At 66.4% G+C, this 23,146-nt stretch carries 37 protein-coding genes and 1 tRNA gene; 19 read left to right on the forward strand and 19 right to left on the reverse strand.

Annotation, left to right across the window (positions count from 1 at the left end):
• Positions 1 to 7: 7 nt before the first annotated feature.
• From ACT6UX_RS08145 to ACT6UX_RS08220, 16 genes are all read left to right on the forward strand, one after another.
• Positions 8 to 1,138, forward strand: coding sequence for a cysteine desulfurase family protein (locus ACT6UX_RS08145; protein WP_444774643.1), 1,131 nt, complete (start codon positions 8 to 10; stop codon positions 1,136 to 1,138).
• A gap of 18 nt (positions 1,139 to 1,156) precedes the next feature.
• Positions 1,157 to 2,395 (forward strand): IscS subfamily cysteine desulfurase, encoded by a 1,239-nt coding sequence (locus tag ACT6UX_RS08150; RefSeq protein ID WP_444774644.1) that lies wholly within the window; start codon positions 1,157 to 1,159, stop codon positions 2,393 to 2,395.
• Positions 2,396 to 2,431: 36 nt separating this feature from the next.
• Positions 2,432 to 2,824: a Fe-S cluster assembly scaffold IscU gene (gene iscU / locus ACT6UX_RS08155; protein ID WP_444774645.1), complete on the forward strand. Its 393-nt coding sequence runs from the start codon at positions 2,432 to 2,434 to the stop codon at positions 2,822 to 2,824.
• Positions 2,825 to 2,844: 20 nt separating this feature from the next.
• Positions 2,845 to 3,240: a HesB/IscA family protein gene (locus tag ACT6UX_RS08160; protein WP_444774646.1), complete on the forward strand. Its 396-nt coding sequence runs from the start codon at positions 2,845 to 2,847 to the stop codon at positions 3,238 to 3,240.
• A 10-nt stretch (positions 3,241 to 3,250) separates the two neighbouring features.
• Positions 3,251 to 3,763 (forward strand): Fe-S protein assembly co-chaperone HscB, encoded by a 513-nt coding sequence (gene hscB / locus ACT6UX_RS08165; protein WP_444774647.1) that lies wholly within the window; start codon positions 3,251 to 3,253, stop codon positions 3,761 to 3,763.
• Entirely contained in the window at positions 3,760 to 5,655 is a 1,896-nt protein-coding gene (gene hscA / locus ACT6UX_RS08170) for a Fe-S protein assembly chaperone HscA (RefSeq protein WP_444774648.1), read from the forward strand. Before hscB ends, hscA begins: the two co-directional genes overlap by 4 nt.
• An 18-nt stretch (positions 5,656 to 5,673) precedes the next feature.
• The gene (locus ACT6UX_RS08175) at positions 5,674 to 6,009 is read left to right on the forward strand and encodes a ferredoxin family 2Fe-2S iron-sulfur cluster binding protein (protein WP_298304819.1); all 336 of its coding nucleotides are present in this window, start codon (positions 5,674 to 5,676) and stop codon (positions 6,007 to 6,009) included.
• A gap of 9 nt (positions 6,010 to 6,018) precedes the next feature.
• Complete coding sequence (gene iscX, locus ACT6UX_RS08180; RefSeq protein WP_444774649.1) at positions 6,019 to 6,225, forward strand: Fe-S cluster assembly protein IscX; 207 nt, start codon at positions 6,019 to 6,021, stop codon at positions 6,223 to 6,225.
• Positions 6,226 to 6,296: 71 nt separating this feature from the next.
• Positions 6,297 to 6,872 carry a hypothetical protein gene (locus ACT6UX_RS08185; protein ID WP_444774650.1) on the forward strand — a complete coding sequence of 192 codons (576 nt, stop codon included), beginning with the start codon at positions 6,297 to 6,299 and terminating at the stop codon, positions 6,870 to 6,872.
• Positions 6,873 to 6,919: 47 nt separating this feature from the next.
• Positions 6,920 to 7,435 (forward strand): hypothetical protein, encoded by a 516-nt coding sequence (locus ACT6UX_RS08190; RefSeq protein ID WP_444774651.1) that lies wholly within the window; start codon positions 6,920 to 6,922, stop codon positions 7,433 to 7,435.
• Positions 7,436 to 7,480: 45 nt separating this feature from the next.
• The gene (mnmA, locus tag ACT6UX_RS08195; RefSeq protein ID WP_444774652.1) at positions 7,481 to 8,620 is read left to right on the forward strand and encodes a tRNA 2-thiouridine(34) synthase MnmA; all 1,140 of its coding nucleotides are present in this window, start codon (positions 7,481 to 7,483) and stop codon (positions 8,618 to 8,620) included.
• Between the two features lie 43 nt (positions 8,621 to 8,663).
• On the forward strand, positions 8,664 to 9,662 hold the full coding sequence (locus ACT6UX_RS08200; RefSeq protein WP_444774653.1) for a Bug family tripartite tricarboxylate transporter substrate binding protein: 999 nt from the start codon (positions 8,664 to 8,666) through the stop codon (positions 9,660 to 9,662).
• A 37-nt stretch (positions 9,663 to 9,699) separates the two neighbouring features.
• On the forward strand, positions 9,700 to 10,965 hold the full coding sequence (locus ACT6UX_RS08205; protein ID WP_444774654.1) for an alkaline phosphatase family protein: 1,266 nt from the start codon (positions 9,700 to 9,702) through the stop codon (positions 10,963 to 10,965).
• Positions 10,966 to 10,975: 10 nt separating this feature from the next.
• Positions 10,976 to 11,761: an ATP-grasp domain-containing protein gene (locus ACT6UX_RS08210; protein WP_444774655.1), complete on the forward strand. Its 786-nt coding sequence runs from the start codon at positions 10,976 to 10,978 to the stop codon at positions 11,759 to 11,761.
• A 37-nt stretch (positions 11,762 to 11,798) separates the two neighbouring features.
• Positions 11,799 to 12,338, forward strand: coding sequence for a hypothetical protein (locus ACT6UX_RS08215; RefSeq protein WP_444774656.1), 540 nt, complete (start codon positions 11,799 to 11,801; stop codon positions 12,336 to 12,338).
• A gap of 52 nt (positions 12,339 to 12,390) precedes the next feature.
• Positions 12,391 to 12,467 (forward strand) — tRNA-Met (locus ACT6UX_RS08220).
• 22 nt (positions 12,468 to 12,489) lie between these two features.
• Here the strand turns inward: ACT6UX_RS08220 and ACT6UX_RS08225 are convergent.
• The 4 genes from ACT6UX_RS08225 to ACT6UX_RS08240 all read right to left on the reverse strand — a co-directional run bounded on the left by ACT6UX_RS08225 (position 12,490) and on the right by ACT6UX_RS08240 (position 14,594).
• Entirely contained in the window at positions 12,490 to 12,816 is a 327-nt protein-coding gene (locus tag ACT6UX_RS08225; protein ID WP_444774713.1) for a GIY-YIG nuclease family protein, read from the reverse strand.
• Between the two features lie 217 nt (positions 12,817 to 13,033).
• On the reverse strand, positions 13,034 to 13,870 hold the full coding sequence (locus ACT6UX_RS08230) for a tyrosine-type recombinase/integrase (RefSeq protein WP_444774657.1): 837 nt from the start codon (positions 13,868 to 13,870) through the stop codon (positions 13,034 to 13,036).
• A gap of 257 nt (positions 13,871 to 14,127) precedes the next feature.
• Complete coding sequence (locus ACT6UX_RS08235) at positions 14,128 to 14,382, reverse strand: XRE family transcriptional regulator (protein WP_444774658.1); 255 nt, start codon at positions 14,380 to 14,382, stop codon at positions 14,128 to 14,130.
• Positions 14,379 to 14,594 (reverse strand): hypothetical protein, encoded by a 216-nt coding sequence (locus ACT6UX_RS08240; protein ID WP_444774659.1) that lies wholly within the window; start codon positions 14,592 to 14,594, stop codon positions 14,379 to 14,381. The genes ACT6UX_RS08235 and ACT6UX_RS08240 overlap by 4 nt, the downstream gene beginning before the upstream one ends.
• A gap of 14 nt (positions 14,595 to 14,608) precedes the next feature.
• On the opposite strand from ACT6UX_RS08240, the gene ACT6UX_RS08245 reads away from it, so the two are divergent.
• The gene (locus tag ACT6UX_RS08245) at positions 14,609 to 14,899 is read left to right on the forward strand and encodes a hypothetical protein (protein WP_444774660.1); all 291 of its coding nucleotides are present in this window, start codon (positions 14,609 to 14,611) and stop codon (positions 14,897 to 14,899) included.
• A gap of 5 nt (positions 14,900 to 14,904) precedes the next feature.
• Here the strand turns inward: ACT6UX_RS08245 and ACT6UX_RS08250 are convergent, their stop codons facing one another.
• The 14 genes from ACT6UX_RS08250 to ACT6UX_RS08315 form a co-directional block, all read right to left on the reverse strand.
• On the reverse strand, positions 14,905 to 15,552 hold the full coding sequence (locus ACT6UX_RS08250; protein WP_444774661.1) for a hypothetical protein: 648 nt from the start codon (positions 15,550 to 15,552) through the stop codon (positions 14,905 to 14,907).
• A complete protein-coding gene (locus tag ACT6UX_RS08255; protein ID WP_444774662.1) occupies positions 15,549 to 15,701 on the reverse strand; it encodes a hypothetical protein in 153 nt (50 codons plus the stop codon). Before ACT6UX_RS08255 ends, ACT6UX_RS08250 begins: the two co-directional genes overlap by 4 nt.
• Positions 15,698 to 16,678, reverse strand: coding sequence for a DUF5131 family protein (locus tag ACT6UX_RS08260; RefSeq protein ID WP_444774663.1), 981 nt, complete (start codon positions 16,676 to 16,678; stop codon positions 15,698 to 15,700). The genes ACT6UX_RS08255 and ACT6UX_RS08260 overlap by 4 nt, the downstream gene beginning before the upstream one ends.
• Entirely contained in the window at positions 16,678 to 17,292 is a 615-nt protein-coding gene (locus ACT6UX_RS08265; RefSeq protein WP_444774664.1) for a J domain-containing protein, read from the reverse strand. The genes ACT6UX_RS08260 and ACT6UX_RS08265 overlap by 1 nt, the downstream gene beginning before the upstream one ends.
• Before the next feature lie 15 nt (positions 17,293 to 17,307).
• On the reverse strand, positions 17,308 to 18,045 hold the full coding sequence (locus ACT6UX_RS08270) for a hypothetical protein (RefSeq protein WP_444774665.1): 738 nt from the start codon (positions 18,043 to 18,045) through the stop codon (positions 17,308 to 17,310).
• Positions 18,042 to 18,296, reverse strand: a complete 255-nt coding sequence (locus tag ACT6UX_RS08275; protein WP_444774666.1) for a hypothetical protein — start codon at positions 18,294 to 18,296, stop codon at positions 18,042 to 18,044. The genes ACT6UX_RS08270 and ACT6UX_RS08275 overlap by 4 nt, the downstream gene beginning before the upstream one ends.
• Positions 18,296 to 18,664, reverse strand: coding sequence for a hypothetical protein (locus tag ACT6UX_RS08280; protein WP_444774667.1), 369 nt, complete (start codon positions 18,662 to 18,664; stop codon positions 18,296 to 18,298). Before ACT6UX_RS08280 ends, ACT6UX_RS08275 begins: the two co-directional genes overlap by 1 nt.
• Complete coding sequence (locus ACT6UX_RS08285; RefSeq protein ID WP_444774668.1) at positions 18,661 to 18,978, reverse strand: recombination protein NinB; 318 nt, start codon at positions 18,976 to 18,978, stop codon at positions 18,661 to 18,663. The genes ACT6UX_RS08280 and ACT6UX_RS08285 overlap by 4 nt, the downstream gene beginning before the upstream one ends.
• Complete coding sequence (locus tag ACT6UX_RS08290; protein ID WP_444774669.1) at positions 18,978 to 19,706, reverse strand: hypothetical protein; 729 nt, start codon at positions 19,704 to 19,706, stop codon at positions 18,978 to 18,980. The genes ACT6UX_RS08285 and ACT6UX_RS08290 overlap by 1 nt, the downstream gene beginning before the upstream one ends.
• Positions 19,703 to 20,668 carry an ERF family protein gene (locus ACT6UX_RS08295; protein WP_444774670.1) on the reverse strand — a complete coding sequence of 322 codons (966 nt, stop codon included), beginning with the start codon at positions 20,666 to 20,668 and terminating at the stop codon, positions 19,703 to 19,705. Before ACT6UX_RS08295 ends, ACT6UX_RS08290 begins: the two co-directional genes overlap by 4 nt.
• 39 nt (positions 20,669 to 20,707) lie before the next feature.
• Complete coding sequence (locus ACT6UX_RS08300) at positions 20,708 to 21,019, reverse strand: hypothetical protein (RefSeq protein WP_444774671.1); 312 nt, start codon at positions 21,017 to 21,019, stop codon at positions 20,708 to 20,710.
• Entirely contained in the window at positions 21,016 to 21,183 is a 168-nt protein-coding gene (locus ACT6UX_RS08305; RefSeq protein ID WP_444774672.1) for a hypothetical protein, read from the reverse strand. The genes ACT6UX_RS08300 and ACT6UX_RS08305 overlap by 4 nt, the downstream gene beginning before the upstream one ends.
• 104 nt (positions 21,184 to 21,287) lie before the next feature.
• The gene (locus ACT6UX_RS08310) at positions 21,288 to 21,668 is read right to left on the reverse strand and encodes a hypothetical protein (RefSeq protein ID WP_444774673.1); all 381 of its coding nucleotides are present in this window, start codon (positions 21,666 to 21,668) and stop codon (positions 21,288 to 21,290) included.
• Positions 21,668 to 21,937, reverse strand: a complete 270-nt coding sequence (locus ACT6UX_RS08315) for a hypothetical protein (RefSeq protein WP_444774674.1) — start codon at positions 21,935 to 21,937, stop codon at positions 21,668 to 21,670. Before ACT6UX_RS08315 ends, ACT6UX_RS08310 begins: the two co-directional genes overlap by 1 nt.
• A 279-nt stretch (positions 21,938 to 22,216) precedes the next feature.
• Here ACT6UX_RS08315 and ACT6UX_RS08320 point away from each other — a divergent pair, with 279 nt between their 5' ends.
• Both ACT6UX_RS08320 and ACT6UX_RS08325 read left to right on the forward strand, forming a co-directional pair.
• Entirely contained in the window at positions 22,217 to 22,597 is a 381-nt protein-coding gene (locus tag ACT6UX_RS08320) for a LexA family protein (protein WP_444774675.1), read from the forward strand.
• Positions 22,598 to 22,855: a hypothetical protein gene (locus ACT6UX_RS08325; protein ID WP_444774676.1), complete on the forward strand. Its 258-nt coding sequence runs from the start codon at positions 22,598 to 22,600 to the stop codon at positions 22,853 to 22,855.
• 8 nt (positions 22,856 to 22,863) lie between these two features.
• Here the strand turns inward: ACT6UX_RS08325 and ACT6UX_RS08330 are convergent, their stop codons facing one another.
• The gene (locus tag ACT6UX_RS08330) at positions 22,864 to 23,136 is read right to left on the reverse strand and encodes a hypothetical protein (protein WP_444774677.1); all 273 of its coding nucleotides are present in this window, start codon (positions 23,134 to 23,136) and stop codon (positions 22,864 to 22,866) included.
• Between the last annotated feature and the right edge of the window lie 10 nt (positions 23,137 to 23,146).

The raw sequence follows: 23,146 nt of genomic DNA on the forward strand, positions 1-23,146 counted from the left end.
CGATCTCATGCGCCCCATCGCTTACCTGGACCACAATGCCACCAGCCCCTTGAGGCCGGCGGCTTTCGACGCCATGGCGGAAGCGTTGCGGATGGGCGGCAATCCCTCGTCGGTCCACGCCTCGGGGCGACGGGCGCGGGCGACGGTCGACAAGGCTCGGCGGGAGGTGGCTTCGCTGTGCGGAGCCGCGTCTTCCGAGGTTGTCTTCACCTCGGGCGGTACTGAGGCCAACAATCTCGCCCTGTCGGGGGCTGGGCGCCGGCGCGTTCTGGTGTCGGCCGTCGAGCATGACAGCGTGCGTCGTGCGGTGCCGCACGCCGAAGTCCTTCCCGTCGACGGCGATGGTGTTCTCGACCTGGCGGCCTTGGAGCGCGCGCTCGCGGCGTCGGCCGAACCGGCCCTCGTGTCGGTGATGCTGGCCAACAACGAGACGGGTGTGCTGCAGCCGATCCGCGAAGTGGTGCGCCTCGCGCAGAGCGCTGGCGCCCTTGTTCATTGCGATGCCGTTCAGGGCGCAGGCAAGGTACCCGTCGGTTTGCGCGATCTTGGCGTCGACTACCTCAGCCTTTCGGCCCACAAGATCGGCGGGCCGACGGGTGTGGGAGCTCTCATGGTGCGCAAGTCTGCGCCGCTGTCGTCCGCTCTTCGCGGGGGAGGCCAGGAATCCAATCGCCGCGCCGGAACCGAGAACGTGGCGGGGATAGCCGGCTTCGGAGCCGCTGCCGTACTGGCGTCGTCGACACCGGACCTCGCGGGGTTGCGCGACGGGCTGGAATTTTCTCTTGTCCAGATTGCCCCGGCCGTCGCCGTTTTCGGCGCCGGTGCGCCGCGGCTCTCCAACACGAGCTGCATTTCCATGCCCGGCGTCCCTGCCGAGACGCAGGTCCTAGCGCTCGATCTTGCCGATGTCTGCATCAGCGCCGGGGCGGCCTGTTCCTCGGGGAGGGTTAAGCCATCGTCTGTGCTGGAGGCGATGGGGGTGCCGGCCACGGAAGCGGCCTGCGCGATCCGCGTGAGCTTGGGTTGGAATACCAAAGCCGCCGACATCGAATGCTTGATCGCGGCGTGGAAGGACTTATATCTCCGAGTGAAGCACTCGGATATTTCCCGGGCCGATCCTCAGGCAAGGGCAGCGTAGGAGTTTGAAGGGGTTAGCATGACAGCCATTACCCAAATCCGGCGCAACGATCAGCCGATTTACCTCGACTATCAGGCGACCACGCCGATGGATCCGCGGGTACTCGAGGCGATGATGCCTTACTTTACCCACAAGTTCGGCAATTCGGGTTCGCGCAGCCATGCCTACGGCTGGGAGGCCGAGGAGGGGACCGAGAAGGCGCGCGCCCAGGTCGCGAAGCTGATCGGCGCCGACGAGAAGGAAGTCATCTTCACCTCCGGCGCCACCGAGTCGAACAACCTCGCCATCCGCGGCGTGGCCGAGTTCTACAAGGACCGGAAGAACCACATCATCACGACGGTGACCGAGCACAAGTGCGTGCTCGACACCTGCCGCCATCTCGAGCAGCAGGGCTTCGAGGTCACCTATCTGCCGGTCCGCCAGGATGGGCTGCTCGATCTCGACGTGCTGCGCGCGGCGATCACCGACAAGACGGTGCTCGTCTCGGTCATGGCTGTGAACAACGAGATCGGTGTCATTCAGCCGCTGGCTGAGATCGGCAAGATCTGCCGCGAGAAGAAGGTGTTCTTCCACACCGATGCGGCCCAGGCCGCGGGCAAGATCTCGCTCGACGTCGAGGCGCTCAACATCGATCTGATGAGCATCTCGGGCCACAAGATCTATGGCCCGAAAGGCATCGGCGCGCTCTACGTCCGCCGCAAGCCGCGCGTGCGCCTCGTGCCGATGATCGTCGGCGGCGGGCAGGAGCGTGGCTTCCGGTCCGGGACCCTGCCGACGCCGCTGTGCGTCGGTCTGGGCGAGGCGGCCGAGATCTGCATGAAGGAGATGGAGGCCGAGGCGAAGCGGCTCAAGAAGCTGCAGGAGCGCATGCTGAACGGGCTGCGCGCCAAGCTCACCGACATCGTCGTCAATGGCGATCTCGAACAGCGCATTCCGGGCAACCTCAACATCAGCTTCGCGTATGTCGAAGGTGAATCGCTGATGATGGGCATCAAGAACCTGGCGGTTTCGTCCGGTTCGGCCTGCACCTCGGCCTCGCTGGAGCCCAGCTACGTGCTCCGCGCCCTCGGCGTGGAGGAGGAGATGGCCCACACGTCGCTGCGCATCGGCCTCGGCCGCTTCACGACCGAGCACGAGGTCGACACCGCGGTCGACGAGCTGGTGCGCCATGTCAACAAGCTGCGCGAGATGAGCCCGCTCTGGGAGATGGCCCAGGAAGGCATCGACATCAAGTCCATCGAGTGGGCTGCCCACTGACCTATCGGGCGCCGCTCGACAAATGAGGAGACAGTCATGGCTTACAGCGAAAAGCTGATCGATCACTACGAGAACCCGCGCAACATCGGCTCGTTCGACAAGGCGGCCGAGGATGTCGGCACCGGTCTTGTCGGCGCGCCGGCCTGCGGCGACGTGATGAAGCTGCAGATCAAGGTCGGTCCCGACGGGCTGATCGAGGACGCCAAGTTCAAGACCTTCGGTTGCGGCTCGGCCATCGCCTCGAGCTCGCTCGTCACCGAGTGGGTCAAGGGCAAGACGATCGACGAAGCCGAGACCATCAAGAACACCGACATCGCGCGCCACCTGGCGTTGCCGCCGGTGAAGATCCACTGCTCGGTCCTCGCCGAAGACGCGATCAAGGCGGCGATCGCCGACTATCGCGCGAAGGCGACCAAGAAGGCCGAGTAGCTCAAATCGGAGCCCAGCGTATGACCACGACCAGCGAAACCACCAAGCCGGCGGCGCCTGCCGCGCCGCGGGTACGCCGTCCCCGCCCGCAGCTGATGACGGTGACGCCGCTCGCGGGCGAACGCATAAAGGCGATGATCGAGGGACGGGGCAAGCCAACGGCCGGCATCCGCATCGGCGTTCGTACCAAAGGCTGTTCGGGCCTCAGCTATACGCTGGAGTTCGCCGACAAGCAGGAGCCGATGGACGAGGTCATCGAGGCCCACGACGTCAAGCTGCTGGTCGATCCGAAGGCGTCGCTCTTTCTGATCGGCACGGAGATGGATTACGAGGAGGAGAAGCTCAAATCGGGCTTCGTCTTCCGGAATCCGAACGAGAAGGGCCGCTGCGGCTGCGGCGAATCCTTTCACGTCTGAAGCCGGGGTCATGGATCATTTCGCGCGGCTGGGATTGCCGGCGGCGCTCGACCTGGACGCCGCGGCGTTGGACCGGGCCTATTTCACGCTCCAGCGGCAGTGGCATCCCGACCGTTTCGTCTCAAGGCCGCCCGATGAGCGGGCGCGCGCTTCGGCTGAGGCCGCCTCGCTGAACGAAGCCTATCGCACACTGAAGGACCCGCTGAGCCGTGCCTTCTACATGGCTGAGCTTGCGGAGGTCGACATGCCGGGCGACGGCAGGACGATCGACGATCCGGACCTGCTGATGGAAGCCATGGAAGCGCGTGAGGCGCTGCATGAGGCTGACACGCCGGGAGCGGTCGACCAATTGGCCGCCGAAGCCCGCCAGGACGTTCAGAAGGCCCTCGCGGGGCTGGGCAGTTTGTTCTTGGCAAACGACAGGGTCGCCCTCAGAAAGGCGCTCCTTCGCCTGCGCTACCTCGACAAGTTCGCCGAGGAGGCGCGGGCACGACGCATGAATCTTGATCGGTCGAACGCATGACCTTGCTGGAGATCCACGAGCCTGGCGAAACGCCGTTGCCGCATGCCGGCGAAGGCTCGCTGGCGGTCGGCATCGATCTCGGCACGACCAATTCGGTGGTGGCCATCGCACGTGACGGCAAGCCGGCGGCGCTCCACGACGAGACGGGCCGGGCGCTCGTACCGTCGGTGGTGGCCTATCCCGACGCGGGCGGTGTGCTGGTGGGAGACGAGGCGCGCGCCTTCACGGCCAGCGAGCCGCGCAACGTCGTGGCCTCGATCAAGCGCCTGATGGGCCGTGGGGCCGGCGATCTCCATGCTGTGGCCGGCGTACTGCCCTACGAGGTCGAGCCGGGCACCGGCGAGATCGACATGGTCAAGCTTCGCATCGGCGGCAAAGCGCGTTCGCCGGTGGAGATTTCCGCCGAGATCCTGAAGGCGCTGCGGACCCGCGCGGAGGCGGCCCTCGAAAAGCGGGTCGAGCGCGCCGTCATTACCGTGCCTGCCTATTTCGACGATGCCGCCCGCACCGCGACCCGGGACGCCGCCCGCGTCGCCGGCCTCGAAGTGTTGCGGCTGGTCAACGAGCCGACGGCCGCCGCTCTTGCGTATGGGTTGGATAAAGGCTCCGAAGGGCTCTACGCCGTCTACGATCTGGGCGGTGGTACTTTCGACTTCTCGCTGCTGCGGCTGGAGAAGGGCGTGTTCCAGGTGCTCGCGACCGGCGGCGACACGGCGCTGGGCGGTGACGATTTCGACCGCGCGATCGCCGAACGCCTTCTGGCGGAGCGCAAGCATGACGGTCTCGCGGACGAGGTCGACGAGACGGCCGTCAAGTCGGCGCTGGCGCTGGCGCGACACATGAAGGAGCAGCTGTCCGATCGCCACCAGACCTCGGGCCGGCTCGAGATTGCCGGCACACCGTCGTTCCATGCGCTTACCCGCGCTGAGTTCGATGCGATGGTGGCGACGCCCGTCGCGCGCACCCTGGAAATCGCCCGGAATGTGCTGGCCGATGCCGGCATGGTCGCAACCGAGATCGAGGGCGTGGTTCTGGTCGGCGGCTCGACGCGCGTGCCGCTGGTGCGTGCCAAGGTCGCCGGGATGATCGGCAAGCCGCCGCTGACGGACATCGATCCCGACGAGGTCGTGGCTCTGGGCGCGGCGCTGCAGGCCGAAGCCTTGACGGGTGGCGGCGATACGCTGCTGCTCGACGTCACGCCGCTGTCGCTCGGCCTCGAGACGATGGGCGGCATCGTCGAGAAGATCGTGCCGCGCAACACCCCGATCCCGGCGCAGCTCGCGCAGGATTTCACGACCTACGAGGACGGCCAGAGCGCCATGGCCATTCATGTCGTCCAGGGCGAACGCGAGATGGTCGCGGACTGCCGCAGCCTGGCGCGGTTCGAACTCACCGGCATTCCGCCGATGACGGCCGGTGCGGCGCGCATCCGCGTGAGCTTCGCGGTCGATGCCGACGGGCTGCTCACGGTCTCGGCCGAGGAGCGGACGACCGGCGTGGCGCAGCGGGTCGAGGTGAAGCCGTCCTACGGCCTCAGCCACGAGGACATGGCCGACATGCTCTACGACAGCATGGACAACGCCGAGGCCGATATGAACCTGCGCCTGCTGACCGAGGCGAGGGTGGAGGCGCGACGCGGTTTGCTGGCATTGGACGCTGCCCTCAAGAAGGATGGCGGATTGCTGTCGGCAGAGGAGCGCGCGGCAATCGACGCGGCGCGGATGCGGCTGGAAACGGCGATGGAAGGCGAGAGCCGGGACGAGATCAATGCGGCAGCCGAGGCGCTCGAGACGCTGTCCAAGCCCTTCGCGGAGCGGCGGATGGACCGCGGCATCCGCGAGGCGCTGTCGGGCATGTCGATGGGCGACCTCGAAAGCCGGGTCGGCGACTAAGCGGAGCGAGATCGGGACATGCCGAAGATGACGTTTATCCTGCGGGACGGGACGCGCAAGGAAGTCGATGCGCCACTGGGCCTCTCCGTGCTCGAGATCGCACACCGCAACCATGTCGACATCGAAGGCGCCTGCGAGGGCTCGCTCGCCTGTTCGACCTGTCATGTGGTGGTCGAGGGCGTGTGGTTCGAGAAGCTGGCGCCGGCCAGCGACGACGAGGAAGACATGCTCGACCTTGCGTTCGGTCTCACACATACCTCCCGCCTGGGCTGCCAGATCCGCATGACCGAGGCGCTCGACGGCCTGGTCGTCAAGCTGCCGGCGGCGACGCGCAACATGATGGTCGACAAGTAGGAGGGGCGGATGGCCCGGAAGCTGCGCTGGACCGACGTGCAGGACATCGCGATCGAGCTCGAGGAACGCCATCCCGATGTCGACAACGTCAATCTGCGGTTCACCGACCTGCATCGCTGGGTGATGGAGCTGCCGGGTTTCGAGGACGATGCGGCGCGCTCCAACGAGAAGATCCTCGAAGCCATCCAGGCCGCCTGGATCGACGAACGCGACTAGATCGGCGCTTGCCGCACGCCGTAATTTGGCCGGAAATATGGGCGACACACGGTGATCCGGGAGGGGTCCCCATGATCGCGACGAGAGTGCGTCCTCTGCTGCTGCCGCTGGTGCTGGCAGCGGGACTGGGCGCTTGTGCGTCCAACGCCGTTCAGCCCGGCATCGTGAGTTCGACGGCGCCGGCCTATGGCGGTCAGGCGAGCGCCCCGCCGCCTTCGCCGGCGGCGCCGACGCAGGTCGCCTACAGCGCGCCGGTCGGCGGGCCCGGACGTGTCGTGTCCATTCGCGACGTTGGCCTCGCGGGCGGCGGTGGCGGTTATGGCGGCGGCAACGGTGCCGTCATGGGCGGTATCATCGGCGGCGGCGTGGGTGCAACGATCGGCGCCATCACCAGCCAGACGGTGGGCGGCGGCCTGGTCGGCCTTCTGCTCGGCACGGTCGGCGGTGCAATCGCCGGCACCATCGCCGACGGACAGCGCAGCGGCGGTCGTGGCATCGAGGTCACCGTCCAGCGCGACGACGGGCAGAGCGTTACCGTTGCGCAGCGCGACGACGGGGACATCCAGCTCGGTGACCGCGTACAGATCGTGCAGGATGATCGCGGCGTCGCTCACGTCGTACGCGATACGTCGCGCAGCCTGGATTGAATTCCTCACGTTCGTTTTGATCGAGAGTACGAAAGGTGTTCCTTCAAATGTTCGGCAAATGGCGGGTCGGCTTCCTCGTTCCAGCGGTCCTCGCAATGGGGCTGAGCGCCTGTAACGGCAGCAGCGGGGCGGTTCAGCCCGGCGTGGTCAACACCTCCTCGCAGGGCGCGAGTTACCGCGGCGAGCACGGACGGGTGGTCTCGATTCGCGAAGTGCAGGTTCGCGGAGGCCGGAGTTCCGGCGTGAGCGACGGCACGCTGATCGGCGGCGGCCTTGGCGCCGTGGGTGGAGCCGTGGCCGGCGGTGCCATCACCAATTCGGCGGGCGGCGCCGTGGTCGGCGGCCTTCTGGGCGCCGTAGCGGGCGGCATTGCCGGGACGGCGGTCGACCAGAACGCACCTCGGCGCGGCATCGAGGTGACGGTCCAGCGCGACGATGGCCAGCGGGTGACGGTTGCCCAGCGCGACGACGGCGATATTCAGATGGGTGACCGGGTCGCCATCGTCTACGACCGCAACGGCGTCGCCAAGGTCGTCCGCGACAGCGGCTACCGCCGCGACTAGCCCCGGCTGGCGGGGGCAGGGAGCAGGACTTATATAGGCCCCGCCATGACCCGCCATTCTACCCTCAATTCCCTCGGAATCGACAAGGCGCCCGCGGATACCCGCGTGGTGGTCGCCATGTCGGGCGGTGTCGATTCGTCGGTGACGGCGGCGCTCCTGAAGGAGCAGGGCTACGACGTCGTGGGCGTCACGCTCCAGCTCTACGATCACGGCGTCGCGGTGGGAAAGACGGGTGCCTGCTGTGCCGGCCAGGACATCCAGGACGCGCGCCAGGTCGCGGAGCGGCTGTCGATCCCGCACTACGTGCTCGACTATGAGAGTCGCTTCCGCACCGAGGTGATGGAGTCCTTCGCCGATGCCTATGCGCGCGGCGAGACACCGGTCCCGTGCATCGCCTGCAATCGGACCGTGAAGTTCCGAGACCTGCTGCGGACCGCGCGCGAGCTCGGCGCCGAGGCGCTGGCGACCGGCCACTATGTCCGCCGCGTGATGGGCGAGGGGGGCCCGGAGCTTCATCGCGGCGCCGATCCGGCGCGCGACCAGAGCTATTTCCTGTTCGGCACGACGCGCGACCAGCTCGATTTCCTGCGCTTCCCGCTGGGGGATCTGCCGAAGAGCGAGACGCGCGCGTTGGCCGGGCGCTTCGACCTCGTGGTCGCCGACAAGCCCGACAGCCAGGACATCTGCTTCGTGCCCCAGGGCAACTATGCGTCGGTCGTCCAGAAGCTGCGGCCGGAGGCCGTCGAGCCCGGCGATATCGTCGACATGGCAGGCAACATCGTCGGCCGCCACGAGGGCATCGTGCGCTACACGGTCGGCCAGCGCCGCGGCCTGGCGCTGGGCGGACGCGACGGCACCGACAACGATCCTCTGTATGTGGTGCGCCTCGAGCCCGCGACCCGGCGCGTCGTCGTCGGGCCGCGCTCTGCACTCGGTCGTGACGAGATCGTCCTGTACGACGTGAACTGGCTCGCCGGGCCCATCGACGGTCCGCAGCCCGTGCAGGTCCGCGTGCGTTCCAGCCAGTCCTTGCGGCCTGCCGTGATCGAGCTGACGGAGGAGGGCGCCATCGTGCGCTTCTTCGAGCCGGAAGTCGGCGTGTCGCCGGGACAAGCCTGCGTGGTGTACGACGCCGCGACAGGCAGTCGCGTGCTGGGCGGCGGCTTCATCCGACGCTCGACATGATCCTGTAACCGCCGCGTCACCCATTGCCCGGATAAGGCCGGGCATGACGAGCGAACTCACCCAGCGTCCCTTCTCGCGTCGCGATTCCCTCGCGGCACTCCTTCTGGCTTTCTCGGCGGCGGCCCCTTCCTCGGTGCGCGCGGACACCTATCCCGCCAAGCCGGTCAAGTTGATCATCCCCTATCCGCCGGGCGGCGGCACCGACATCACCGGGCGCGTCATGGCGGCACGCCTGTCGGACGTACTCGGCCAGACGGTGGTCATCGAGAACAAGCCCGGGGCCACCGGCATGATCGGGGCCGCGAGCGTCGCGAAGGCGCCGGCCGACGGCTACACGGTGCTGTTCGGCGCGGCGAGCGAGATGGCGATCAACGCCAGCCTGTTCAAGAACATGACCTACGACCCGCGCACCGACTTCGAGCCGGTGACGCTGGTGGCGACCTTCCCCCTGGTCTTCGTGGCACCGGCGACGACCTCGCAGTCGCTGCAGGAGCTGATCGAGATGGCGAAGGCTAAGCCCGACACCGTCAGCTACGGCTCGATCGGCAGCGGCAGCCCGCAGCATCTCGCGGCCGAACTCCTGTCGAGCATGGCGAAGGCCCGGTTCCTGCACATCCCCTACAAGGGCTCGGGGCCGCTGGTGCAGGATGCCGTGGGCGGGCACATCAACATGGCCGTGAGCAGTGTGCCGCCCGCCGTGCCGTTGGTTCGTTCGGGCAAGCTGCGCGCGCTCGCCGTGACCTCCTCTGTCAGGTCCGAGGCACTGCCGGACGTACCGACCATGGCCGAGCTGGGCTTTGCCGGCTACGAGTTCAACACGTGGGTCGGTGTCGCCGTGCCAAAGGGAACGCCCCAGGAGGTCGTCGACAGGCTGCGGGTCGGTCTCGTGGGCGCGCTCACCGCCGCCGACGTCCAGAGCGCCTTGCGCGAGCAGGGCGCGGTGCCGGTCGGCTCGACGGCCGAACAGTTCCGCCAGTTCGTGCGCGACGAGGTGGCCAAGAGCGACCGCATCGTTTCGCAGGCAGGCATCCAGCCGGAATGACGATTCCCCGGGGCCGGGCATGGTCTATCATGGTCTGATGAACGCTTCCCGGCCCCGTAGGGCGATCCTGATCGTGTGCGACGGCCTCGGCGCCGAATGGGTCAGCGAGGCTCGTACGCCGACCCTGGCGCGGCTGCTGGCCGGCCATTTTCGCGCCGACGATCATCGAGCGGTCTTTCCCTCGGTCACGCGCGTCTCCGCCGCCTCGATTGCGACGGGCTGCTTTCCCGGCCGGCATGGCCTCGAAGGCAACCAGATGGCGCTGGTCGAGGACGAGCGGATCACCGTGCACAATGTCGGCGCGCCGTCCTTCCGGCAGACGATGCGCCGTGTGACCGGCCGCACCCTTCGGGTTCCCACGATGGCCGAGCGGCTGGCGAAGTCGGGCGGCCAGATCGCCTATTCGAACGTCTCGCCCGGCGCGGCCTATTTCCTCGACCCCGACCATTTCGGCACGGTGCTTCATCGGGCCGGCTCGTTCGGCCCCGGCGGCACCTCGCTCACCGGCGCGGCCCATCTCGACGTGAGTCACGATCTCGACGGTGACATCGAGATGGTGCGGCGCTTCTGCGCCGAGGTCGTGCCGTCTTCGGATTTCAGGCTGGCCATCCTGTGGCTCGCCAATCCCGATCTCACCCTGCATCACGACCCGCTGGGCTCGCCTGCGCACATCCATGCGCTGGAGGTCACAGACCGGCTGGTGGCACAGGTCATCGAGACGGTGGAGGCGCATGAGGACCGGTTCGACACGTTGCTTGCGGTCGGGTCTGACCACGGCCACGAAACGATCGGCCGCTCCATCCATATCGGCAACTGGCTGGCTAAAAAGGGCCTCGAGGCAGAGTTGAGGGAAGGCCGCATCGGGATCGCGTCGCAGGGCACGTCGGCGCTGATCTATGCGACGGGCGCGGCGAGGGCGGCCGTCGAAGACCTGCTGCCGAAGATGCTCCAGGAACCGTGGGCCGGCTCGATCCTGACCGGCGAGGCGCTGGCCGCGACCGGTCTGACGGCCGATGCGCTGGTGGCCGCCGTGGACACGACGCGCCACGACGAGAACAACGACCATGGCGTCCCCGGCACGCGCTGGCTGGTCGAGGACGGCGAGGGCATGCCGGAAATCGGCTGCGGGCATCATGGCGGCTTGGGACCGGCCGAGACCCGGCCGTTCCTGACCTTCATCCATCCCGCATTCGGCCAGGGCGAGACCGGCCGCACGACAAGCCTGGTCGACATCGCGCCGACCATCCTGCGCTTTCTGGGAGAACCCGGGGAGGGCATGGACGGCGCCCCGGTCGGGGCCTGAACCGCCGGCCATGCACTGGATCATCCAGAACGCGATGCTGAGCGAGCCAGGCGTTCGCGAACTCGCCGAGCGTTTGCCCCGGCTGGGGATCCCGCACAGCTTCCATGACCTGGGCGATGACTGGAAACTCGTGCCGGAAGCGAACCTGGTCGGGAATGTCATCGTGATCGGGGCCTACGCAATCCGGTACGAAGCCAGACGCAAGGGCTGGGTTCCAGGGTTGTTGGAGGTGGAACACGACCATCTCGCCTATGTCCGCCATTGGGGCGACGCGATGCTGAACGCCGCGGCTTCGGTGTGGCGCTTCGCCGACGTGCCGCTGTCCTTCCTGCCTGAGCGGTTCTTTTGCCGGCCCGCCGAGGACAACAAGCTCTGGAAGGCCGGGCCTACGAGGCGGGACGAATTCCTGGAATGGCACGCCCAGGTGAGGTCGCTATGGGACGATCCGGAGGTCGAGTCCTCCATCCTGCCCGATACGCACATCGTCATCGGCCCGTTGAGAGAGATCGTCGAGGAGCATCGGTTCTGGATCGTCGGCGGCCGGGTGGTCACCAACTCCCTCTACAAGCGCGGTCAGAGGGTCATCTACGAGAACCACAGCGATGCGGATGTCGTCGCCTTCGCGGAGACGATTGCCGCTCATCCCTGGCAGCCGCAACGGGCCTATGCTTTGGACATCAGCGTGGGGCCCAAACGTGAACTCCACGTGATCGAGGTCAACAATCTGGGCTCGGCCGGGCTTTACGCGGCGAATGTGCAGAAGCTCGTCGATGCGATCGAGCAGATGGAATACTGAGGAGAGGCAGCGAGATCCGATGCGGTCGCAGTACTACATGCTTGCCGTCATCGGCATTTTGCTGGCCGCCTGTTCACCTCGCGTCCGTTCCGTGGATGCCAGCTCCGATGTGGTCTTCGTCCCCTTGTCGGAGGAGCCAAAAGACAAGCGAAATGCCGACCGTGTGGTGATTGGCATGTCTCGCCAGCAGGTCGACGCCATCATGGGGCCGAGCGTGAAGACATGCTGGATGTACCCGGCAGGCAACGTCAGGCAGAAAGTCTGCTTCAGTGACGATAAGGTCACCTCTGTCGCGAGGACGGAGCATGTGCCCGGCACGGATCGCGCTCTCATTGACGCCACCTTCGCGACTGACACATCGATCTCGCATTCCGTCCCGCCTGACATAGTGGCCGTTGGCGCGTCATCTCAGCACGTGCGACGGCTGTGGGGGGCTCCGCCGGTAACGGAGGAACAATACGCTTTGGGAGGCGAGTATTGGGCGACGTTCGAAAATGGCAGGGTGACCGGATTTAAGCGTATTGCGGTCCCACCTGCGTTCGCGACCCGTGCTGGCAGCGGGAACGCCAGACCCTAGCCGCGCCTTTCTTGACAGATCGCGGCCCCGCCGCATAAAAGCGCCCACCCATGGCTGGGTAGCTCAGCTGGTTAGAGCACGGCACTCATAATGCCGGGGTCGGCGGTTCAAGTCCGCCCCCAGCTACCAACCCCCTCGCTAAGTCATTGATTTAGCTGGAGGTTTTGTTCGAAAAGCTCCCACCGTCTCGAACCGGTGGGAGCTTTTCGTACTTTCGGGCCCGATGTATCAGCATGTCGTCGATCTTAATTCCGATCTCCGATGCTAGCCCCTGCACCGCTGTGGCCGCATGATCCAGGCGAACCCGAAACCACTCCCCCGACGTGCGCCACCGTGCCAGATGTCTGTGGGTGGCGCTTTCTACCTGTCTTGCCTCATCGACGCTGCGGACGCGATAGAGCCGCGCCAGCCGCAAGATTGATCCGCTGCCGACCTGGAGATAGGCGAGGCGCCGCTCTGCGTTGTTGCTGATCCCAATTTGACCCGGCCGGAGCCATGCGCGTGGATGATGTAGACGTAGTGACCAGGAGGCCGGCTGATCGGCGTGGCGGCAATGGCTATGGCAGCGGCGGCAGCGACTTCAGCGGCGAATTCGGGCGTGCCGGGCGTTTCACGCAGTCGCACCTTGGGCAGACCTTTCCGCCAGTAATACCGTCTCAGGTTCCCGTGCCGATCCCGGTCCTCGATGACGTACTTCACCGCTTGAAGCCCAGTAACGGCGCTGCGTGACCCGCCAATTTCTTGCGATTCGCCCGCTTCGTGTAGCGGTTGGCTTCCTTCTCGGTTTCCCAGCCAAACAGCGCCATGAGCTGACGATCGGTCGCACCGTTGTCGGCCGCATGTGTCGCTGCCGCTTTCCGCAGTCCATGAGCGGCCAGCCCGACCGGTAGGCCCGCCGCCTTCACCCAATCTTGGAACTTGTTGCCAAAGCCGTTCGCGGTGAATGGCACGCCGCGTTCCGTCACGAGATATGCGAAAGGTCCGATGATTGCCTGGCTGGCGTCGAGCACCTCGCGTAGCGGCTCGATGATTGGGATGTCGCGCTTTTTCGGCACGGCGCCGGCCTTCCGGCTGCCTTTGGTTTCGGTGAAGTGCAGCCATCCGTCGCGCTCATGCTGGGGGCCGAGCTTCACGACGTCCGACCGACGGACGCCTGTGTAGAGCAACAGGGCGAGGCATAGCCGGGCCTGCGTGCCCACTGGGTGGGCTTCCTCGAAGCGCTCGATGTGTGCGGCCGTCCAGGTCTCGAAGCCGTCACCGTGCATCTTGAGATAAGCCACCTCGGCCGCGGGATTTTTCGCCCCCGGCTTCTTCGCTCCCTGTGCCCATTTGAACAGCCGCCGCAGCGCCTTCACGCGATTGTTGGCAGCGCCGGGCAGCTCGAGCTTTTCGTCGCGGATCTCCTCGACGTGCCGGGGCTCCAGCAGGGCGTAGGGCAGGGCGCCGCGCTCCTGTCCGGTCTTCGGCGTCTTCGATCGGCTGATATCCTCAAGGATGAGGCGGTTCTGGCGCTGGGTCTTCTTGTCCAGCATGCGGAAATTCGCGCTGGCGAAATAGTCTAGGCAGAGCGCACGGAACGATGCCGGCGCAATCTCCCGCGCGGACTTCGGAGCAGCGGCGTCGCTCGCTGTTTTGGCCGCCTCGACCTCCGCCGCAAAGGCGACAGAGCCGGGCTCGGCGCGCAGCCGGATCTTCGGGCGACCCTTGCGCCAATAGTAGAGCCGCACGTTGCCGTGCCGGTCTGTGTCGGCCACGACGTAGGGGATGTTGAACTTCAAGCCGCCCCGCCTCAGTCCCATGGGTTGGAGACCTCCTCACCGTCCGTCGGAAGGGCGTCGAAGGCAAGGTCGAGTTTCTGGGTATCCCAGACCCGGCGGGCGTCTATGACCTTGGCGCGAGGCATGCGGCCGTCGCCGACCATCTCGTCGAACTTCCTGACGCTAACCCCGATGTAGACAGCAGCCTCTTCCCGCGACAGGCCGCGGCGAGGCTGCGACGAGCGCCGCAGTTCGCGTCCTGGCGAGAGGGGCTGTTGCACCGTCATGGCTCGATGGCGTCCGGAAACGACCGCACCTGCGGCGCCTGGTCGGCAGGCCCCTTGGCGAACACGACGACGTCGCCCGGTGCGATCTCGCGCTGCGCCCGGAGGTCCCATCCGAGGTGGAAGAAGTCCGGCTCGCCCCAGACGCGGCGCGCGCTGATGTACTCGTCGCCGCGGAAGCCGACGAAGTGAAGGGCGGGGCGGTGCGCGCTCATGCTATGTCCCGCAGATGGAAAATCTCACTCGGGAAGCCACCGCCCGCCGGAACCTCGCCCAGCGCATGGAGCGCTTCCTCGTAACGGTTGGCGAGAGAGATAAGCCGCTTGGGCCATGGGAAACCGATCTCCTCTGCCAAGTGCTGGTGCACCTGGGGCAGGGCTCGTTCTGGCTGGGCGAGGACGTGATGCTTCGGGTGGAGCGTCCAGACCTCTACCGCACGTATGCTGATGTTGCCGACGGTCCGACCCTGACGGTCGCCGGCGTGCGGGCCAAACTGGCGAAGGTGCTGGCGGGAAAGTAAGGCGCTCATGCCGCCCTCGCTGCGTCGATGTTCCGGCGCTCGACGGAGAACGAAACCGCCACGATCCACGGGTTCGCGTCCCACGCGCCGGCGCCGTTGATGACGTTCCACAGATCGCGATAGCTGGTGCGGAAATATCCTTCCGAGAAGGGAGCCGTCACACCCTCGGCCAGAGCGTCCGCCTCGCTGATCTCCTGCAGCCGCTGCACCCGCATGTCCGTCACGGTGAGCGTCAGGCGCGAGGCCCAGCGCGGCATGTGGATGGCGACCTTCGGTTTGGTCCAGTCGCCCTCGCGAGGCTCACCGTCAGCCCAATACCAGATCGGACCGCACGGGATTTCGCTTGGCTTGACGCCGCTCCACAGGTGCTCGGCGCTCCACGTCTCGCGGACGTAGAGGCGGTCTCCCTTGGCGAAGCGAGGCGAATAATGCGGGCTCACGCTTCCTTTTCCGGTAGGGCGCGTCAGATGTCTGCCTGCGGCATCCTTCATCTCAAAGACCGGCACGCCGGTGCGGCTGTCAGTGCCGACATGCACGAATTCGACGACATTCGCGACGCCGGGGAGGTTAATGATCCTCCTCGTCTGAGTCTTCCTGCCGTCGAGCAGTGATTTCACCATCGGCGCGCTGAACAATATCGGTCGATCGGTCATCTCGGATTCTCCGCGTTGAACTTCTCGATGGCATGGACGACGCGCTCGTATTCGCGCGGGTCCGTGACGGAGGGGCGGTTGAGGGCGATGACGTTGGCGGCCCACCACGCATCGAGCTCGTCGCGGTCTTTCCAGGGGCCGGCGATCATGCGGGGAACCCGCGATGCTCGCAGCCATCAAGCAGTGCGCCGGCGCGCGTCTTGCCAACCCGCCGCACCGTGGCGCCATCCTCGAAAGAGTGATGACGCCCCGCGCCCTCGACTTCGCTAACGGAGACCCACTCGCCCCATTGCTTGAAAAAGAACGGCACGCCGGCCGCTGCGCACTGGTCCCTCAAGGTGCGAAACCAGTCGGGATGCGCCGGCCGGGCGCGCGGGCCGGATTCACCGCCGACGATGACCCAGTCGAGCGAGCGCGTGATGCCGTGGACCGGGCTCCAGATGAGCGGGTTTGGGATCACCTCCATCAGATCGATTGGCCCCAGCAGTGGCTCCGCCGAGATGAACCTCTTCGCAGCAGGCGTATGGTAAAGGTGCGGGATGCGCTCGTCGGCGCGCGGCTGGTCTTCCGTCGAAACACCGAGATGCACATTCTCTAGGGGAGCCATCATGCCTGGCGCAGTCACGCGGGCGATGCGGTCGCGCGCGAGACGCGACCTCTCGGTGCGCATGGGAAACATCCGGTCAATCTCGCCGCAAATCTGAAAGCGCCGATCGGTCGTTAGGTAGGTCCGCATCCGCTTTGCGCGCTTCGTCAGCACCTGAAGCGTGTGCTGCGGCACCAGGGCCATGACGGCGAACACCTTGTCGATCGCCTCGTCCGGCAGGTTCTCGTGGAACAGGTCGGACATGCTGTTGACGAAGATCCGGCGCGGCTTCTTCCAGCGCAGCGGCAGGGTGAGCATGTCGTCGACCAGCGCCATCTTGCCAGTCCAGCGCCCGCCCTGCGTCGTGCGCTCGGCGAAGCCCTCGAACGGCTGGCCGGGCCCGGGAAAGCGCGCGGCGATCTGCTCGGCATAGCAGCCGCCCTGCCGATTCGGCCCGCCGCACCCCGCCGAAATCCGCGTGCACCCCCGCACAGGATTCCAAGTGGCGTCGGTCCATTCGATGGATGAATTGTCGGCCATCACCCGATCTCCTTCAGTGCTTCGTCGCGCGCCGTGTTGAGCATCGCCATGGCTTCGTGGCTGCCGCCCTGCAGGTCGGGATGGAACTGTTGGGCCATCTGGCGATAGAGCCGGTCGAGCTCGCCGCGGTTGGGTGTCACCGCTTCGTCGAGGCCGAACACCTTGCGCCACGGGATCTTGGCGACCGCACCCGGAGGCGGAAGCGCGTCGTAGCCAGCGAAGGCTTGGTCGAGGGTGCCGACGCCGTAGCGGTCGATGCCTCGGATGCACTCAATGTGCGCGGCAATGGCGGCCATGTTGTCGGCAACCGTCGTGAACGTGTCGCAGGCCAGCACGCGCGGCTTGCCCTTGAGGGTGAAGTAGGCCGCCACCCCGCGATCCGCCGGCTCCGGACGGCCAGACAACGGGGCGCCGCGCGCGCCGCGCTCGACGTTGCACGAGACAAGCCGGTCTTTGGCGCCCAGACGATCAAGTTCCGAGACCAACCGTTCAAAGCCTTGCGTCACGGTGAGCCATTTGCCGTGTTTCCGGAAAGTGGCTGGCCGCCGGCCTCCCACGGGAGAACGCTTCCAGCCGGTCGGCCAAGATAGAGGGTAGCGGGTCGCGTCGGTCATCGGTCGGCTCGTCCTTCAATCGCTGCTGTCGACGGATAGATTGATGCCGCACTTCGAGCAGTGGGCCGGCCGCCATCCGCGCATACGTCCCTGCGGCGTGCTGGTATCGACGACCTCGTGCTTGCAGATCGATAGCAGCCACGCGCTCGGCATCGCCGACTCGAGTTGGTGGTAGGGCACGTCCTCCATCGCGAGGACGGCTGCGGCGAGATCGCCCCGAGGCGCCTTGCGGTCGTGGACGGCCCGGCTCGCAGCCTTCACGACCGCATCGATAAGATGCGAAGGCTTGCGACTCGGCCCGCGCTCCCAGACAAGGGCGTGAGCTTGTCCGGTGTAGCCGCCACCCTGTGTCGTGTGCAGGAAGATGCGAGCCCAGTCGGCGCGCGCTTCGCCGGGCTTGGTCACCCACGCGATGCCGGGATAGGCGGCCCAGCCCGCGCACGCGGCGACGTTCGACAGCGTCTTCGCGAGATTGACCGGCTCGACATGCTCCCACGGCAGAGCGCCTTGAGCGCGCGGCACGATCTCGGTCCGGTAGTCGAACGCGCCCGGCTTGCGCGGCGGGGCCGACTCCAACTCGTCGTCGGGAAATCCGCGCGATGAATAGCGATTGTCGATGGGCGAGCATCGGTAGCCGCTGCCGTGATACTGGTTGGCGTCGTACCGCTCGACCGTGATCAACAGATCGCCCGTCGGCTTGTGACGAACGACCTGCGGGATGGCCAAAGCCACCGGGGCGGCGAGCGTCGTCATGCCGGCGCCTTGAAATACACGCCGACGATCTGGTGCTGGCACCACTCGCCGACCGCGACATCGCCGCGCCAGACCCGGACATACGGGATGTTGGCGTGCATGCCGGACTTCGTGCAGGCCTCGATGCGGGTCACGCCGTCGTAGCCGACGCGGTACGATTCGGGATAGCGGGCGCCGACCTCGACCAAGCCCTCGGTGCCATGCTCGATCACGATGTAGTCGATGTCCTGCCGGACGGGATGCTCTTCCACTATGTCGCCTCCTTGATGACGCGTCCGACCTTCCAGCTGTAGCGGTAGCCCGGCGGCGGTTTGGGAAAGGTCGATCGATCACGGATGCCGCGGTCCTTGTGGCTCCGCCGGACGTTCTTCGCGATGCATCCCTTGTCGATCTTCGTCTTCGGCTTGTGGCAGCAGTCCCAACCGAGAAGCTTGCCGTCGTCCGCTATCAGCGGGCGGCTCTTATCGAGGAACAGGGCTTCGGGGATGGTGTGGTCGATGTGCCAGGGCTTCCGCCCAAGGACCAGGCCGCAGCCCTCGCAGCAAAGACGGCCGCGCTCGTTCGTGGCGCGGTGGACGATCTCAGCGCGGACTGGCTTGGAGAACTCTCGCCGCTTCATCGTGGATCCCTGATCTTGATCCCGTTCATCACGGCCCAGGCGATCGTGTATTCGATCAGGCTGGTGCTGCGCTCCACGGACATGCTGGCCGACGATTCCCGGATCTCGACCATCTCTCCTTCGAGGCCGATGACTACGTCAGCCTCTAAGCCGGTTGCCGTCGCATGTGCCGAGATCAGCAATGTCTTCCACTCCTTGGCTGTCCGCTGGCAGCCGGCCCATTCCTTCCCGGACTTCGCAATGTCGCCGCAGAGCGCGTGAAAGATGGCGTTCTGCGAGAGCGTTCGCTTAGGGAGAGGAACGGCGACACCCATCACCTGATCGCGGTCTTCAGGTCTTCGTAGATGCGGACGCCAGGGATATTGGCTTCCTCGATCTTCGTGCCGTTGGCCTTGAAGGCTTCGACGCGGGCCTTGATGGCGGCCGGGTTCGGCATCAGCAGGTCGCGCGGCAGAAGGCTGGCGTCGACGATCTCGTGCGCCCACTTGATCGTAGCGCTGGCTGTCACGCGGCCCGCCGAGGAGACGACGCGCGCAACTTCCTTCGCGGCGACCGGCGGCGGAGGAGGGGGCGGAGCAGTGGCCGGCTCATCGTCTTGCCCCAGGGCGAGCGCGGCTTCCTTCGCTTTCTGCTCTTCCTGGCGCCGGGCGGCGGCAGCCTCGGCCTCGGCCTTGCGCTGTTCCTGTAGCCGCTTGAGCTGGCGGGCGTTGATCTCGCCCACGATCGCGTCGGCAGCGGCCGTCACGGGACCGGCGAGGCCTTTGAAGAAGTCCTCGATCGTCCGGCCATCCTTGTTGACCTGGTCCTTGGCGGTCTTCCGTGCCTTCTCGATCGCGCCGGCGACATCCTTCAATGCCTTGGCACGCTCGGAGTACAGGGCAAGATCCTCATCGACCATGATGGGCGGCAAGGCTTCCAGGGCGAGAACGTCCGCCGCCTTCTGCGCGAGGTCGGCGTGGTCGATCGCCAGCCGCTCCGACAGCGGCGGCAGGTTGCCGCCGATCGTGTCCCGCTTGTCGGCGGGTACCTGTGAAATGCTCATGACCGTTCCCTCGCTGTTGCGGTTTCCTTGGCTTCTTCGAAGGCCGCGACCAGGCGGGCGTATTCGGCCGGCGCCTCGCTCTCGAGCCAGGCGAGTGGCGAAACCTTCGCGCCCGGGTTCACCTTCTCGTTCTCGTCCCACCACGTAGACAGGGCCTCGACGGTCTGGCCGGGCAGGGCGAACAGTGCGATGGCGTTGTCGACGAACTTACGGCCGCGTGCGGTGGCAGGGCTTTCCGCAGGTGCGGGAGCAGCGGCAGGCGCCGCGAGCTGCCCCTTCGGGCGGTCTTGGTTCAGGGTCCCGTCGCGACGAGACTCCTCGACCCAGTTGCCGCCACCACGACGCTCGGGCCGGAATTCGGTGCCACCGCCCGCCTTACCGGCCGAGGCGGCATTGCCATCGTCGTCGTAGCTGACAACGATGTTGAAAATCATGCCGAGCAGGTAGCGCTTGGCATAGGTGAGGGCGGAGCCTGTGGCGTGGGTCCACGTCATGACGTCGACGTCTTTGGCGTCGCGCCCGTCGATCGGCATGTCGAGGAAGGGATGCTCCCGGTGTCCGCTGCAGTGGGCCACGCGGCAGGTGACGCGCACATGATCTTCCGGCGCACGCTCGCCCGTGGCGAAGCTCAGCGAGAAGCCGTGCCGCTGATAGATCGGCCGGATGGCATCATCGAGCGCGCCATAGGAGGCGTACTTGCTCTGCGTCTCGGGATTGGTCGCATCGGCGCGGACGGGCCCCATCTCCTTCTGCGTCGCCTCCATCGCAGCATCGAAGGCGAGCCGGGCCTGCCGAGACTGCATGCGCTCGTCCAGGGCAGCCAGGCGCTCGACCCTGTCGAGATCGATGCTGGGATCGATCACCGCGCGCGCGATCAGGTCGCGGATTGCCGAGCCGCCCTCAGACATGGCCGCTGGCGGCGGCGCCTGCGTGAACTCGATCTCAAGATTGGTGTCAGGCATCAGGCCCTCCTGTAAGTGCGGTTGCGTTGCGGCGGCGGCTCATGCCGGGCCTGCCGGGTTGAGGGCGGCGCGCACGGCGATAATCGTCGGGTTCGCGTTCACCATGTCGGCGATTTCCTGTTCGTCGAAATCGCCGTCCGCCAAGCCGGCGCGGCATGCGGTTACGAGCGAACGTTCGGCCTTCTCCAGCGCCTCCCGCATCGGCTGATACGCCTTCGCCGCTGCCAGGATCGCCTCGTTAAGCTCGACCTCCCGTTTGATCTCCGGGTCGTCGATGCCACGGAATGTCTGCAGACCTTCCTCGGCGAGTTTGATCGCGGCGACGAGGATGGTGGGATCGGGGGCGGTCACGCCGGCGCTCCGGGAGGCAACAGCGCTTCAAGCAACGCCTGCCTGGCCTCCGCCTTCTCGCGCCTGGCGCCAGCGACGTACGCGCCCGTCGCGCGCTCGTAGTCGACGACCGCCTGCTCCAGCCGGTCGAGCATCTGGCTCGCCTTCTCAGCATCCAGTGCCATCGCTCACTCTCCAATCAGCATTGAGAAGAAGCCCTGCAGACCAAGTGGCAGGACGATCATGGTGAGGGAGACCGAGACGACATCCCAAAGGGCGTCCCAGATCATCAGTAGGCCCGCCGCGACTCGGCGCGCGCCTCTTCAGCCTCGTCCGCGCGGGCGGCCCAATCGTCCATGGCCTGCTCGGTGGCCTGCGCCTGGCCTTCGTCGCCCCGCAGCCATGCCTCGGCGATGGCGTCGAGCGCCGACTGCTCCAGGTCGGCATAGGCCCCGGATGGCGAGCTTTCCTTGCCTGCGGCATCGACATAGACGCACGATACGAACTCGATCTCGTCGGGATCGGCGGGCTGTCCTCCGCTGGCGTAGGTCGGTCCCTGCTCGGGCGCGCCTTTCAGGAACGTGTAGGTGATGCGCAGATCGACCTCGGCGCCGAGGTCCGGGTCGCCGATGCCGAGGCAGGTGTCGACCTTGTGGGTTGTGGCGGGCATCACGCAGCCCTCGCTGCTGCGTCAGTGCGGACCTTGTCGGCGTGATCGGCAGCTTCGACGAGCGTGGCCGCCAAACGCCGAGCCTCTGCAGCGCTCATGTTGAGGTTCTGGCTGATGTAGGCGGTCTGCGTGTCAGCGTGTGCGACGTTCGCGTAGACCGACAGCACCACCGACACGTCGGAGGACGGTGCGCCCCAAGCCTGAATGTCGCCGATGCTCGTACGGAGGAGGATCCTGTTGGGATCGCGGGTGCAAATGGCGTCCATCACGCAGCCCTCGCGAAGGCCGGAGCATCGATCTTGGCTCGCTCTACCTGATAGGCTCGCACGGCCTTGAGGAAGCCCGCCCAGAGGTAGCGGCGACGCGCCAGCCAGTCCGCCCGGGTCTTCGCCTTCCAGTCGCACCACGGCACGAAGTCGAAAGGCGTGCGCTTCGCACTCTCGTGGGTCTGGAGATGCAGCAGCCAGATGAGAGCAATGGCCGCCCGCGCCTCGTGGAGAAACTGGCCTTGCTCTTCGTAGGTCTCCGATCCGCGGAAGGACGCTTAGATGCTGACGTCTCAGCAACTCAAGCTGCTGGAGTTCATCCAGGCTTACATGACCGAGCATCGTGGCGCGGCGCCCAGCTACGACCAGATGGCGGTGGGGATCGGGCTTCATTCGAAGTCCGGCGTCTATCGTCTTATCGGCGGCCTGGAGGAGCGGGGCTTCGTCGAGCGTCGGGCCCGTCAGGCGCGATCCATCGAGATCCTGCGCATGCCGGGCGACCGCCGCGATCCGCTGGACGACCTGCAGCAGTCGGCGAGGCGCCTGCGGGACAAAACCGGGACCAAGACCGCGCTGGCGCTCATGGCCGACCTGATGCGCCAGATGGCGGACGATGACCGGACGCAGGCGCGTGCCGTCTATCTCTCGGCAGGGAGGGTCTAGATGGGCGCTCCGTCTCGCGTCACCAAAGGCCACTGCGGCGCCGTGTTCGGCCTGATGCTGGCCGGCATTTCCTTCACGAAGGCATCCGCCATCATCGGCGTGAGTTGCGAGCGCCTCCGGCCGTATGTGCCTGAGGATTGGCGCCGCTCGCCCATGCCGCTGCGCGTGCGTGAAATGACGCCCGACCAGCACAAAATCTATCGGAAGCTCATCCCGGTACTCGGTCGCAGAGCCACCCTGCAGGTGCTGACGGCATGACCTATCCATCATCGTACAACCGGGGGGACGCGGGCCACGCCTTGAACTGTGGGGTGGCGTGGCCCGCGCGCGATCGCCGAGCGGGGATGCACGGCGTTCGCGTTCTCGTCGATCACCAGACTGCTGCGAGTTCCCCCAACGCCATTGCTCGCAGCACAGGGCCGATGGGGCTCCGCCCCGCGCTTCATCGGCCCGCTTTTATCGGTCGCGCTGGCCTGGAGAATTGCGGCGGTGACGTCGCCCAGGCGCTTCCAGCTGCCGCCGCGCTTCAGTTCGTTCATGCACGTTGTT

Source organism: Reyranella sp., assembly GCF_052439685.1.
In the GTDB taxonomy this organism is placed as follows: domain Bacteria; phylum Pseudomonadota; class Alphaproteobacteria; order Reyranellales; family Reyranellaceae; genus Reyranella.